Origin of the sequence: Oxalicibacterium faecigallinarum (assembly GCF_014635705.1) — a bacterium.
Lineage (GTDB): Bacteria > Pseudomonadota > Gammaproteobacteria > Burkholderiales > Burkholderiaceae_D > Oxalicibacterium > Oxalicibacterium faecigallinarum.
In genome coordinates, this window is the sequence record NZ_BMDI01000002.1 from 436,557 (window position 1) to 448,719 (window position 12,163).

Genomic DNA, 12,163 nt, shown 5'->3' on the forward strand with positions numbered 1-12,163 from the left:
GAGTCCTGCGTTTGAATGAGCGTCATGCCAGCAACTGGCAACAAGGGTCAGGCAACAATATTGACCAGTTTTCCCGGAACCACGATGATCTTTTTCGGTGTGCCTTCCAGAAATCTCTGCACACCTTCACTGGCAAGGGCGGCAGCCTCGATCGTGGCTTTATCTGCATCCTTCGCCACGACGATACTGCCGCGCAGCTTGCCGTTGATTTGGATCATCAGTGTAATGTCCGCTTGCTCCAGTGCCGCCGCATCGACTTGCGGCCATGGTGCATCCAGAATGTCACCGAACTGATTGACGTAGCCAAGCTCCTGCCAGAGCACGTGTGTGATGTGCGGCGCAACGGGATTCAGGATACGCAGAAAAATCGAGATCCCTTCCGCAATCACGGCATTGGATGCCGCGGAGTCGTCGAGTTTCGCGCCTTCCAGCGTGTTCAGCATTTTCATGCAGGCAGAAACGACGGTGTTGTACTGGATACGTTTGTAATCGTGATCCGCCTGTTGCAGGATCTTGTGAACTTCACGGCGCAAGGTTTTTTGCGCTTCCGTCAATGTTGCAAGGTCAGTGGTCGAGGCTGCTGTAACTTGGGCGGCTTGCGCATGACAGAAGGACCAGACCCGGCGCAGGAAACGATTCGCTCCTTCAACTCCCGTACCTGACCATTCCAGAGTTTGTTCCGGCGGAGCGGCAAACATGGTGAACAGACGTGCGGTGTCGGCACCGTACTGCTCGATCTGCGCTTGCGGATCAATGCCGTTGTTCTTGGACTTCGACATTTTTTCCGTACCGCCGATTTCGACAGCCTGCTTGTCGCTGGACAAGATCGCCGACAGTGGACGACCCTTGTCGTCAAAGGTCAATTCGACATCGGCCGGATTGAACCAGGTCTTCTTGCCGCTTGCGTCTTCGCGATAGTACGTTTCGTTGAGTACCATGCCTTGCGTCAGCAGATTGACGAAAGGTTCGTCGAACTTGACCAAGCCAAAGTCACGCATGACCTTGGTCCAGAAGCGTGCGTACAGCAAATGCAATACCGCGTGCTCAATGCCACCGATGTACTGGTCCATTGGCATCCAATAGTCATTGCGGCTATCGACCATCGCATCATTCGAGCCTGGCGAGCAATAGCGCATGAAGTACCACGAGGAATCGACGAAGGTATCCATCGTGTCGGTTTCGCGACGTGCAGGCTTGCCACATTGCGGGCAATCGCACTTGAGGAAAGCTTCATGCTTGTTGAGCGGATTGCCGCTGCCATCCGGTACGCAATCTTCCGGCAAGACGACCGGCAAATCCTTCTCTGGCACTGGGACTGAACCGCAGTCCGGGCAGTTGATCATCGGAATCGGCGTGCCCCAGTAGCGTTGCCGCGAAATGCCCCAGTCGCGCAAACGATAGGTGATTTTTTTCTCGCCCAGCCCCATCTCGGCCAGATCGGCAGCGATGGCATCGACGGCCTGCTGATAGTTGAGGCCATCGTACTTACCGGAATTGACACAGCGACCGTTTTCCTTGTCGCCGTACCAGTCGTGCCACGATACTTCTGAAAATTCCTTGCCTTCGACCGCGATGACCGGATGGATGGGCAACGCGTATTTCTGTGCAAAGGCGAAGTCGCGTTCATCATGCGCAGGCACACCCATCACGGCACCATCGCCGTATGTGATCAAGACATAGTTGCCAACCCAGACTTCAACCAGTGCGCCGGTCAGCGGATGCTTGACGAAGAGGCCGGTCGGCATGCCTTTCTTTTCCATCGTTGCCATGTCGGCTTCGATGACACTGCCGAGTTTGCATTCGGCGATGAAGTCCGCCAGTTCCGGATTCGATTTGGCAGCGAAGGTGGCCAGTGCATGTTCTGGTGCCACAGCACAGAAGGTTACGCCTTTGATCGTATCGGCACGCGTCGTAAAGACCCACAGCTTGCCCTCATTGATCAGTTTGCCGTCTTCTTTGATTTCATGCGGGAAGGCGAAACGTACACCGGTTGATTTGCCGATCCAGTTGGATTGCATGATGCGTACGCGTTCCGGCCAGCCCGGCAGCTTGTTGTCGACGTGATCGAGCAGTTCTTCGGCGTAATCGGTGATGCGGGCGTAGTACATCGGGATTTCGCGTTTTTCGATCAGCGCGCCGGAGCGCCAGCCACGACCATCGATGACTTGCTCATTGGCCAGCACGGTCTGGTCGATCGGGTCCCAGTTCACGGTGCCGGTCTTTTTGTAGATGATGCCTTTCTCGAGCATCTTCAGGAACATCCACTGGTTCCACTTGTAATACTCGGGCTTGCATGCGGTCATTTCGCGTGACCAGTCGATTGCCAGCCCCATCGACGCCATCTGCGTCTTCATGTATTCGATGTTCGAGTAGGTCCATTGCGCTGGAGGCACATTGTTCTGCATCGCCGCATTTTCTGCCGGCATGCCGAACGCATCCCAACCCATCGGCATCAGTACGTTATAGCCGCTCATGCGCAGATAGCGATACATCACGTCGTTGATCGTGTAATTGCGCACATGACCCATATGCAGCTTGCCGGATGGATACGGCAGCATCGAGCATGCGTAGAATTTTTTCTTGTCCTTGCCGTTCTTGTCCTTGGCGTTTTCGATGGCCTTGTAGGCGTCAATGGATTGCCAATGGTCGTGCGCCGATTTTTCTACGTCGGCGGGGCTGTATTTATCTTGCATGACGGATGAAGCCAAAGAAATGAATGAAAAGGAGTGCAAAACGCCGTGAAAGCGTCAAAGGCATGATTATAACGTTTCGCCCCTTCCGATGACAGCGGCCGCAGGCAGGAACAGCGTGGAAGTGTCTTCAGGCCAGTTTGAGTATCAGTGCGGCTTTTTCACCATAATCGGTATAACGATCATTAATCGCCTCAATGCAGAATTGCAGATCGTCGAGGATATCCGGCGCCGCAGTGCGCAGGGCGGCGGCATTGCTGACGGTAATGGTCAGGATTTCATTTTTCTGCAATTTGAAACGTGTCATGCCATCGTCGTCACGCAGATAACTCATGCAATCGACCCAGGCATCCATGTTATTGCCGTAAAAGTCCGGAAAGCCGAAGGCATCCCGGCAAATCCGGTGGAAGGATGGCCAGTCTTTGATCTGGGTGCCGTCAAGCTGAACGGTCGCCATTACTTGTTTCCTGTCGGTTGTTCGGTGACGAAGCCAAGGCGAGTCAGTCCCTTGCCTTGTGCCGAGGACATGAGCTGTGCCAGCAGATCGTAACGCGTGTCTTTGTCGGCACGCAGCTGCAATTGCGGTTGTGGTTGTTGTTGCGCGGCCTCTGCAAAGTGGTGCTCAAGTGCTTCGCGTGTCACCATCTCGCCATTCCAGAATAGATTGCCGCTGGCATCAATTGACAGCGTGACAGTGGATGTGTCGGTTGGTGCAGGTGCCGAGGCAGCGCTCGGCAGCTCCAGCCGGATGGCATGGGTAAATAAAGGTGCGGCAAGGATAAAGATCACCAGAAGCACCAGCATGACGTCCACCATCGGCGTGACATTGATCTCCGCCATCGGGGACGGTTTCTGGTGGTCGTCGAAACCACCGAAACTCATGTGACGGCCTCCTGTCCGATACGTTTGCCGATAGTCAGATAGGCATGCAGATCGTGCGCAAAACCATCAAGTTCCGCAAGTGTGACCCGATTGATACGGACAAAGGCGTTATAGCCGAGTACGGCAGGAATCGCCACGGCTAGACCCAGCGCTGTCATGATGAGTGCTTCTCCGACTGGTCCGGCGATTTTGTCGATCTGCACGGTGCCAGCGTCGGAGACGGCGATCAAGGCGTGATAAATCCCCCATACCGTACCAAACAGGCCGACGAAGGGGGCCGTTGCGCCAACGGAAGCCAAAAGCGTCAGACCATTTTCCAGACGCGCGGACACCCGGTTGATTGCACGTCGCAAGGTGCGCGTGAGGAGCTCGCCCGGATCGGTGTCGGCATTGAGCGAGCCGGCCTGCTGCTTTAAATTGGCCGCCTCGGTTGCTTGCAGGGCAAGTGGTATATAGACATGCTCCGGATCGGCCAGCCGTAAGCCGTTGATGGCATCGGGTAGCGTGGGTGCTTGCCAGAAGCGCTCCAGCGCCGATGCGCTGCGCCGAATGCGCCATGCACTCCAGCTTTTTGAAAGGATGTAAAACCAGCTCAGGACCGACATGGCCAGCAGGATATAGGCAACGGTATGGGAAACGGCATCGCCTTGCGCCCAGTAATGTGCGAGTCCCAATCCCTGATTTGTTGCCGTTGCCATATCACGCGCCTTTACAGAATGACGTTTGCCTGGCGCAGGCTATCAGCGCAGGCCGAGTACATCCTGCATATCGTAAAGACCCGTCTGCTTGTCCGCGAGAAAGCGTGCAGCGCGCAGGCTGCCGGTTGCGTAGGAGACGCGGCTCGATGATTTGTGCGAAATTTCGATGCGTTCGCCAATACCGGCAAACAGCACGGTATGGTCGCCAATGATGTCGCCGCCGCGGACGGTCGCAAAACCGATCGACGATGGGTCGCGCGCACCGGTCACCCCCTCGCGTGCCCAGACGGCAACGTCATTCAATTCCTTGCCTAACGCATCGGCGATGACTTCGCCCATCTTGATTGCAGTACCGGATGGCGCATCGACTTTGTGACGGTGATGCGCTTCAATGATCTCGATGTCGTAGCCTTCGGAGAAATTCTTTGCAGCCATTTCCAGCAACTTCATCGTCACATTGACGCCCACGCTCATGTTGGGAGCAAAGACGATTGCGGTTTTCTCAGCGGCCTTTGCGATGGCTTCTTTGCCCGCAGCGTCGAAACCGGTCGTGCCGATGATCATCTTGATGCCGTGCGCAGCGCAATACTCCAGATGCGTAAGCGTGCCTTCCGGACGTGTAAAGTCGATCAGGAATGTGGCATTGGCCAGACCTTTCGCAAGGTTGGATTCGATCGCAATGCCGGCAGGTTTCCCCAGAAAGGCGGCCGCATCGGTGCCGATGGCCGGCGATGATGGAATATCAATGGCGCCGGCCAGTGTGGTATCCGGTGCATTCTGAATGGCATCGACCAGCATCTGGCCCATGCGGCCGGACGCGCCGGCAACTGCGATTTTCAATGGAGTCATGACTGCTTGGAGAACGGCGTAATGAAATTATTCGAGATTATTTTTTCTTGGCTTTGTCGGCAATGCGATCAAGGTAATCCTGTTCGGTCGGCAGATCGTTGCCGCCTTCATAGCGTGACACGACGTTATTCTGGAAATAGACGGTTACATGACTGGTCGTGATTTCGCCATTGCCCTTTTGCAGACGGAACGAATAATCCCAGCGATCTGCGTGGAAAATGTCGGTCAGCAGCGGCGTACCCAGCAGAAAAACCACCTGATCGCGGCTCATGCCAGGTTGTAGCTGCGCAACCATTTCCTTCGACACGAAATTGCCTTGCTGAATGTCCGGACGGTAAGGACGCAAAAAGCCGAGGAAACGTTTTTGCTGGATGGTTTGCACGCCACTGGCAGTTGCTGCCTTGGCATCGCTCTCCGATTTTGGGGCGTCTGCTGCAGGTCGGGCAGCCTGGGAGGCCGGCGCCTCTTCCTCGATCAAGGGATTCTTTTTGGACGCACAGCCGGAAACGAGCGCAGCCAGTGTCAGGCACAGCGCGCTGACAACAGCCGGCGAGCGGCCGGATCGGAAAGGCAGGATTTGCATAAGGAATCTCGGGCGGTTGAGCAATTGTATGAAAACGCTATATGATAAGGCAGATATCCTTATTATGACCAAGAACATGCCTAACAATCCATCCGAACTCAAAGCCAGCGGCCTTAAGGCGACGCTGCCCCGCCTGAAGATTCTCGACATCTTCCAGAATGCCAAGGTACGTCACCTGAGCGCAGAAGACGTCTACAAGATGCTGCTGGCGGACAATCTGGACGTTGGTCTGGCGACGGTCTATCGTGTGCTGACCCAGTTCGAACAGGCCGGCATTCTGCAGCGTAATCATTTCGAAACCGGCAAGGCCGTGTTCGAACTCAACGAGGGTTCGCATCACGACCATCTGGTTTGCCTGGATTGCGGCAAGGTAGAAGAATTCTTCGATGAAGAAATCGAAAAGCGTCAGGAAAGCATCGCCAAGCAATATGGCTTTGAGATTGCCGATCACGCACTTGCATTGTATGGTCACTGCAAGGCTTGCCAGAAAACTGCCAAGAAGTAGTTGCTGCCAACCAATTCGGCCCGTCAGTAACGGGTTGGATGTAAAAAAGCCACGTTCTGATAAAGGAGCGTGGCTTTTTTGTTGGGTCGATATTATTTGCTGATCAGGGGTTTGAATGACTGAGTGCGTTTGACAGCAATTTGGCCGTGATGTCGACAAGCGGGATCACGCGCTCATACGCCATGCGTGTGGGCCCGATCACGCCCAGAGTGCCAACAACCTTGCCATTGACGGTGTAGGGCGACGTCACGACGCTCATATGATCCATCGGCACCAGATTGGATTCGCCGCCGATGAAAATCTGAACGCCGCTCGCCTTGTTGGATGTATCCAGCAATTGCATCAGGCTCGTCTTCTGCTCAAACAGCTCAAACAGCTTGCGCAAAGAAGCCATGTTGGATGACAGATCGTTGACGCTCAGCAGATTGCGCTCGCCGGAAATCACCACGTCGTCGCTATTGTCATTCATGGCGTCACTCCCAGCTTCAACGGCAACCTGCATTAGGTTGGTCATGTCATCGCGCAACTGCTGCAATTCATTTTGCAGGCGCAGTTTGACCTCATCGAAGCTCAATCCACCGTAGTTCTGATTGATGTAGTTGGCAGCCTGAATCAGTTGTGACGGCGTGTAATCGACTTCGGTTAAAAGCAGGCGGTTCTGCACATCGCCGGTCGGGCCGACGATCACGAGCAGAATGCGTTTCTCGGACAGACGTAAAAAATCGATGTGCTGGAATACCGATTCGCGGCGCGGCGTCATGACAATGCCGGCAAATTCGGACAGCGATGACAAAATCTGCGCCGCATTCGAAATGACTTTTTGCGACGAACCTGATTGCAGCGAGGATTGCAGGCGCGACTCGACATTGCTGTGATCAATCGGTTGCACTGTCAGCAAGGTATCGACGAAAACGCGGTAACCGCGTGGCGTGGGAATGCGTCCGGCCGAGGTGTGCGGGCTGGCAACGAACCCCAGATTTTCCAGATCGGCCATGACATTACGTATCGTGGCAGGTGACAAATCCAGTCCGGAAATCCGCGACAGTTCGCGCGAGCCGACCGGCTGCCCGTCCGCAATATAGCGTTCGACGAGAGCTTTCAGCAGAGTTTGGGCGCGATTATCGAGTTGCATGATGAGCGTATTGTAAATACTCGCAATGCCGTACGGCAAGCCGCTTGGCCATCTGACCGTAACATCCTGCACATATTGTCATGGCGGCCAATCTCAATGGCAGATATGCAAAATGTCTGCCTGACAATTCAGTTTGACTGCAGCCATTTGTCAATGTCGTGCAGGTTGGTGAATTGTGCAGACGGCGTAATGGCTTGCGGAAAAGGGCGATCAAAGCGATTCATCCAGCCAGCATGCAAACCGGCGTTCTGTGCGCCTTCCACATCCAGATGCGGATCGTCACCGACATACAGCGCTTCCTGCGGCAAAACCTGCAACGCGTCGCACGCCGCCAGAAAAATCGAGGCATCCGGTTTGGCGGCACCAAACTGGTGGGCTGCCAGCGAGGTTTGGAAGTGATGTGCCAGGCCGATCGCGTGCAGATCGGCAAAACCGTTGGAAATCGACCCCAGCAGGTAGCGTTGTCCAAGTGTTTGCAGGCCCGGCGCTACATCATCGAATGGCGTGACCGTGCTGCGTGCTTCCGAAAAAACGGCCATGGCTTCCAGCATGCGGTCACCATTTTCATCACATTCTGCGCAGGCGCGCAGCAGCGTGGCATGGCGTAACGACCACAGATCGTAGCGATAGCGTGGGTCGGTTGGCAGTATCTCCGCGCGTAACGACCGCAAGCCTTCCAGCGTGAATTGTCGGGTAAGGCGTGGAGTGTGGACAGTCAGCCAATCATACAAGACGCGCTCGGCGCGTTTGATCACGGCGTCGAGCGGCCACAGCGTATCGTCAAGATCGAATAAAACGGCTTTGATGGTGGTGGAATGCATACGTTGCATGGGCGTGACGACACGGTCCCGTGATTTCAATAAATGCTGCTGGCTGGAGTGCAATCGGAAGTTAAATTATGGTCTAATCTGCTGCATCATGTCGCCTACCACTTCTCTTGCTCCCTTGCCGCGTTTCCAGACCATTGCCATTTTTGGCAAGCACATGGCTGGTGGTACCGCGCAGTCCCTGCTGCAAATTGCCGAATGTCTGGTAACAACCGGGCGTCGAGTCCTGTTTGAATCCGAAACCGTGCAGAATTTTTCGATCACCGGTTTCGAGTCCATGTCCTTGCGTGAGATCGGTGAAACCGCCGATGCAGCCATCATCGTTGGCGGTGACGGCACCATGCTGGGCATCGCGCGTCAACTGGCACCGTTTGATGTGCCGCTGATCGGTGTCAATCAGGGACGTCTCGGGTTCATGACCGATGTCTCGCTCGATCGCATGATGCCGATGCTGCAGGAGATGCTCAATGGTTCGGCGGTGTCCGAGCATCGCACGCTGTTGGATGGCGTGATCATGCGTGAAGGCAGCATCATGAACCACACGCTGGCACTGAATGATGTGGTGCTGTCGCGCGGCTCCGGTTCCGGCATGATCGAATTGCATGTCGAGGTAGATGGCAACTTCATGTACAACCAGCGTTCGGATGGCCTGATCGTGGCAACGCCAACCGGTTCCACTGCCTATTCGCTGTCTGCCGGCGGGCCGATCCTGCAGCCGAGTGTCAAGGGCTTTGCCATGGTGCCGATTGCCCCCCACGCCTTGTCGAATCGTCCGATCGTGGTGCCGGATTCCAGCGAGATCATGATCGAAGTGATGGGCGGTCGTGAGGCCAATATCAATTTCGATATGCAGTCGGTAGCGCGTTTGCAGCACAACGACCGCATTATCATCAGGCGCTCCGAACATGTGGTGACCTTCCTGCATCCGCAAGGCTGGAATTACTACGACACCTTGCGAGAGAAACTGCACTGGAACGAATATCCGTCTGTAGAAGGCCGGTTAAAATAATTGCATCATGCGACGGTCGCTGACCGTCGTTTTTTTCATGACATCCGAGGTGTTGATCGTGGCCGGGTAAGGTTGCGATGAACAGGGACACAAGGCGGTTTACTCTCCATGTTGCGCACGCTTTCGATTCGCGATTTTGTCATTGTCGATTCCATCGAGCTGGATTTCTCCGCCGGTTTTTCTGTCTTTACAGGCGAAACCGGTGCGGGAAAATCCATTCTGATTGATGCGCTGGCACTGGCGCTCGGCGGGCGCGGTGATGCCAGCGTCATACGCGAAGGTGCAGCCAAGGCGGATATCACAGCCGAGTTTTCAGGCAGTCCGGAACTCGACGCATGGCTTGCAGAGAATGAATGTGGTAGCGAAGAAGGTGGCGTGTTATTGCGCCGCGTCATCGACAGTGCAGGGCGCTCCAAGGCGTTCATAAACGGCGTGGCCGCCACGGCGGCGCAATTGCGTGAACTGGGTGAGCAGCTGGTTGATATTCATGGACAGCACGCCCATCAGTCTCTGCTGAAGGCGGATGCGCAACGTGTGTTGCTCGACAATCAGGCGGGTTTGCAGGAAGAGGTGCGGGCGGTTGCCGAGGCTTTCAAAAGCTGGCGCGCCTTGGCCAAGCAGCGTGAGGAATTCGAAGCCAATGCGCGTAACGTGCTGCTCGAGCGGGAACGTCTTGAATGGCAGGTCGGCGAATTGGAGAAGCTGGCAGCCAAACCGGGTGAGTGGTCAGATGTTTCGCAGGAACACAGCCGACTGTCGCATGCTGCCACCTTGATCGAAGGTGCGCAGGACGCCTTGAATCTGATTTCCGAATCCGACGCGGCGCCGATGCTGTCGCAACTCTCGTCCCTGAACAGCCGTTTAGGCAAACTGGTTGATCTGGATCCTGCTTTGCAACCGGTTCTGGACGTGCTGGAGCCCGCGCGCATCCAGTTGCAGGAAGCGGTCTATGCGCTGAACGACTATCTGGGGCGAGTCGAGCTTGATCCGGCGCGCCTGCAGCAGGTTGAACGACGTATGGAAGACCTGCATGCTGCGGCACGCAAGTTTCATGTCGATGCCGATTTGTTGCCGCAGGAGTTCGATACCTTGTCGGCGCAGTTACAGCAACTGGCCGATGCCAGCGATCTGGACGCCTTGCGCGAGAAGGAAGAAAAGCGCAGAGCGGTGTACATGAGTGCGGCACAAAAGCTGTCCAAAGCGCGTACCAAGGCCGCCAAGGCGCTGGCAACATCAGTGACAGCGGCCATGCAGGAGCTCAGCATGAGTGGCGGTCGATTCGATATCGCGCTGCACGCGTGCGAACCGGCTTCGTATGGCCTGGAGCAGGTGGAATTTCTGGTGGCAGGTCATGCCGGTACGACGCCACGTTCGCTTGCCAAGGTCGCGTCGGGCGGTGAACTGGCCCGGATCGCGCTGGCAATTTCGGTGATTACCTCCAGTGCAACCGCAACCCCGACCTTGATTTTCGATGAAGTCGATAGCGGTATTGGTGGTGGTGTGGCGGAAGTCGTTGGCCGTTTGCTGCGCAAGCTCGGACAAGACCGTCAGGTATTGTGCGTCACGCACTTGCCGCAGGTTGCCAGTCAGGCCAATCAGCATTTTGAAGTCAGCAAGCGCAATAGCGATGGTCGTACCGTGTCATCGATTGTGGCGCTGGATAACAATGCACGCGTCGAGGAAATCGCCCGCATGCTGGGTGGTATCGAAATCACGGCAACCACGCGCTCGCATGCGCGTGAACTGCTGGCAAGCTGAGTGGTCTGAATGCGCAAAGGTGGCTTTCGCCTTTGCTGATTTCCTCCTCACGACAACAAGAAGAACAAATCGCCATGTCCTATCGTTCCGAGCCCGTCCATACACATGGCAAGTTGCCCAAGACTGCTGTCGTACTGGTCAATCTGGGTACGCCTGACGCGCCCACCACATCTGCCGTGCGGCGTTATCTCAAGCAGTTTTTGTCCGATCCGCGTGTAGTCGAGATCCCGCGTGCGATCTGGTGGTGGATTTTGCATCTGGTCATCCTGCCATTTCGTTCGGGCCAGTCGGCGAAGAAGTACGATTCCATCTGGTCGGATGAAGGTTCGCCACTCAAGGTACATACAGAAAAACAGGCGCGTCTGCTGTCCGGTTATCTGGGCGAACGTGGTCACAAGGTGCGTGTGGTGTACGCCATGCGTTACGGTAATCCATCGTTGCCGTCGATCCTGCGACAGTTGAAGGAAGAGGGGTGTGACCGCATTCTGATTCTGCCTGCCTATCCGCAGTATTCGGGAACGACGACTGCTTCGATTTTTGATGCCGTGTTTGCGCATTACCGCAGTGAACGCAATGTGCCGGAACTGCGCTTCATCAAGCATTACCACGACCATGAGGCCTACATCGAGGCACTGCGCAAATCGGTGCTCGCCCACTGGGAGCTGAATGGGCGGCCCGAGAAATTGCTCATGAGTTTTCATGGCGTACCCAAGCGTACGCTGCTGCTCGGTGATCCCTATCACTGTGAATGCCACAAGACGGCGCGCCTGCTGGCGCAGGCACTAGGTCTGACGCCCGAACAATATCTGGTGACCTTCCAGTCGCGTTTTGGCAAGGCCGAGTGGCTACAACCCTACACTGCGCCGACCGTGCAGGCTCTTGCTCGCGAAGGAGTGCGCAAGCTGGATGTGATCTGTCCGGGATTCACCAGTGATTGTCTGGAAACGCTGGAAGAAATTGCCATGGAAGTCCGACATGACTTTTTGCAGGCAGGCGGGACCGATTTCAATTACATTCCATGTCTCAATGAAGATGACGGCTGGATACGCGCCATGGCCGAGGTGGCGGAGTTGCACATGATTGGCTGGCCGACGCTGATGACGCCAGCCTTGAAAGAAGAACTGGAAGAGCAGGCGCAGATCACGCGGGAAGCGGCCGCACGGCTTGGCGCCTCGCAGTGAACCGCTCATCTGGCGTTGCCTGTTGTATGCACCAAAAGATGCATCACGG

12 protein-coding genes are annotated in these 12,163 nt (G+C 55.7%); 4 read left to right on the forward strand and 8 right to left on the reverse strand.

All coding sequences use genetic code 11. The features are described 5' to 3' along the window. Positions 1-47 precede the first annotated feature (47 nt). From leuS to IEV29_RS12135, 6 genes are all read right to left on the reverse strand, one after another. The gene (gene leuS / locus IEV29_RS12110; RefSeq protein ID WP_188381546.1) at positions 48-2,693 is read right to left on the reverse strand and encodes a leucine--tRNA ligase; all 2,646 of its coding nucleotides are present in this window, start codon (positions 2,691-2,693) and stop codon (positions 48-50) included. 127 nt (positions 2,694-2,820) lie between these two features. After that, complete coding sequence (locus IEV29_RS12115; RefSeq protein ID WP_188381547.1) at positions 2,821-3,147, reverse strand: barstar family protein; 327 nt, start codon at positions 3,145-3,147, stop codon at positions 2,821-2,823. Further along, the gene (locus IEV29_RS12120) at positions 3,147-3,572 is read right to left on the reverse strand and encodes an ExbD/TolR family protein (protein WP_188381548.1); all 426 of its coding nucleotides are present in this window, start codon (positions 3,570-3,572) and stop codon (positions 3,147-3,149) included. The genes IEV29_RS12115 and IEV29_RS12120 overlap by 1 nt, the downstream gene beginning before the upstream one ends. Beyond that, complete coding sequence (locus IEV29_RS12125) at positions 3,569-4,270, reverse strand: MotA/TolQ/ExbB proton channel family protein (RefSeq protein WP_188381549.1); 702 nt, start codon at positions 4,268-4,270, stop codon at positions 3,569-3,571. The genes IEV29_RS12120 and IEV29_RS12125 overlap by 4 nt, the downstream gene beginning before the upstream one ends. Before the next feature lie 42 nt (positions 4,271-4,312). Continuing rightward, positions 4,313-5,119 carry a 4-hydroxy-tetrahydrodipicolinate reductase gene (gene dapB / locus IEV29_RS12130; RefSeq protein ID WP_188381550.1) on the reverse strand — a complete coding sequence of 269 codons (807 nt, stop codon included), beginning with the start codon at positions 5,117-5,119 and terminating at the stop codon, positions 4,313-4,315. 37 nt (positions 5,120-5,156) lie between these two features. After that, a complete protein-coding gene (locus IEV29_RS12135) occupies positions 5,157-5,702 on the reverse strand; it encodes an outer membrane protein assembly factor BamE (RefSeq protein ID WP_229726376.1) in 546 nt (181 codons plus the stop codon). A gap of 76 nt (positions 5,703-5,778) precedes the next feature. Here IEV29_RS12135 and fur point away from each other — a divergent pair, with 76 nt between their 5' ends. Then, the gene (fur, locus tag IEV29_RS12140; protein ID WP_188381552.1) at positions 5,779-6,207 is read left to right on the forward strand and encodes a ferric iron uptake transcriptional regulator; all 429 of its coding nucleotides are present in this window, start codon (positions 5,779-5,781) and stop codon (positions 6,205-6,207) included. Between the two features lie 103 nt (positions 6,208-6,310). Here fur and hrcA read toward each other — a convergent pair whose 3' ends face one another. Together hrcA and IEV29_RS12150 are read right to left on the reverse strand one after the other, a co-directional pair. Continuing rightward, on the reverse strand, positions 6,311-7,339 hold the full coding sequence (hrcA, locus tag IEV29_RS12145) for a heat-inducible transcriptional repressor HrcA (RefSeq protein ID WP_188381553.1): 1,029 nt from the start codon (positions 7,337-7,339) through the stop codon (positions 6,311-6,313). Positions 7,340-7,467: 128 nt separating this feature from the next. Further along, positions 7,468-8,169: an HAD family hydrolase gene (locus IEV29_RS12150; protein WP_229726377.1), complete on the reverse strand. Its 702-nt coding sequence runs from the start codon at positions 8,167-8,169 to the stop codon at positions 7,468-7,470. Positions 8,170-8,257: 88 nt separating this feature from the next. Here IEV29_RS12150 and IEV29_RS12155 point away from each other — a divergent pair, with 88 nt between their 5' ends. The 3 genes from IEV29_RS12155 (at position 8,258) to hemH (ending at position 12,114) form a co-directional block, all read left to right on the forward strand. Next, positions 8,258-9,175, forward strand: a complete 918-nt coding sequence (locus IEV29_RS12155) for an NAD kinase (RefSeq protein ID WP_188381554.1) — start codon at positions 8,258-8,260, stop codon at positions 9,173-9,175. Positions 9,176-9,283: 108 nt separating this feature from the next. Next, positions 9,284-10,933 (forward strand): DNA repair protein RecN, encoded by a 1,650-nt coding sequence (recN, locus tag IEV29_RS12160; RefSeq protein WP_188381555.1) that lies wholly within the window; start codon positions 9,284-9,286, stop codon positions 10,931-10,933. A 74-nt stretch (positions 10,934-11,007) separates the two neighbouring features. Beyond that, positions 11,008-12,114, forward strand: coding sequence for a ferrochelatase (hemH, locus tag IEV29_RS12165; protein WP_188381556.1), 1,107 nt, complete (start codon positions 11,008-11,010; stop codon positions 12,112-12,114). Positions 12,115-12,163: the final 49 nt, after the last annotated feature.

What these genes read in the sequence shown, in the direction of transcription:
- leuS (WP_188381546.1), bottom strand. Translation starts at nt 2,693, where the DNA reads ATGCAAGATAAATACAGCCCCGCCGACGTAGAAAAATCGGCGCACGAC.
- IEV29_RS12150 (WP_229726377.1), bottom strand. Translation starts at nt 8,169, where the DNA reads ATGCAACGTATGCATTCCACCACCATCAAAGCCGTTTTATTCGATCTT.
- hemH (WP_188381556.1), top strand. Translation starts at nt 11,008, where the DNA reads ATGTCCTATCGTTCCGAGCCCGTCCATACACATGGCAAGTTGCCCAAG.
- IEV29_RS12125 (WP_188381549.1), bottom strand. Translation starts at nt 4,270, where the DNA reads ATGGCAACGGCAACAAATCAGGGATTGGGACTCGCACATTACTGGGCG.
- fur (WP_188381552.1), top strand. Translation starts at nt 5,779, where the DNA reads ATGCCTAACAATCCATCCGAACTCAAAGCCAGCGGCCTTAAGGCGACG.
- IEV29_RS12120 (WP_188381548.1), bottom strand. Translation starts at nt 3,572, where the DNA reads ATGAGTTTCGGTGGTTTCGACGACCACCAGAAACCGTCCCCGATGGCG.
- IEV29_RS12115 (WP_188381547.1), bottom strand. Translation starts at nt 3,147, where the DNA reads ATGGCGACCGTTCAGCTTGACGGCACCCAGATCAAAGACTGGCCATCC.
- recN (WP_188381555.1), top strand. Translation starts at nt 9,284, where the DNA reads ATGTTGCGCACGCTTTCGATTCGCGATTTTGTCATTGTCGATTCCATC.
- IEV29_RS12155 (WP_188381554.1), top strand. Translation starts at nt 8,258, where the DNA reads ATGTCGCCTACCACTTCTCTTGCTCCCTTGCCGCGTTTCCAGACCATT.
- hrcA (WP_188381553.1), bottom strand. Translation starts at nt 7,339, where the DNA reads ATGCAACTCGATAATCGCGCCCAAACTCTGCTGAAAGCTCTCGTCGAA.
- IEV29_RS12135 (WP_229726376.1), bottom strand. Translation starts at nt 5,702, where the DNA reads ATGCAAATCCTGCCTTTCCGATCCGGCCGCTCGCCGGCTGTTGTCAGC.
- dapB (WP_188381550.1), bottom strand. Translation starts at nt 5,119, where the DNA reads ATGACTCCATTGAAAATCGCAGTTGCCGGCGCGTCCGGCCGCATGGGC.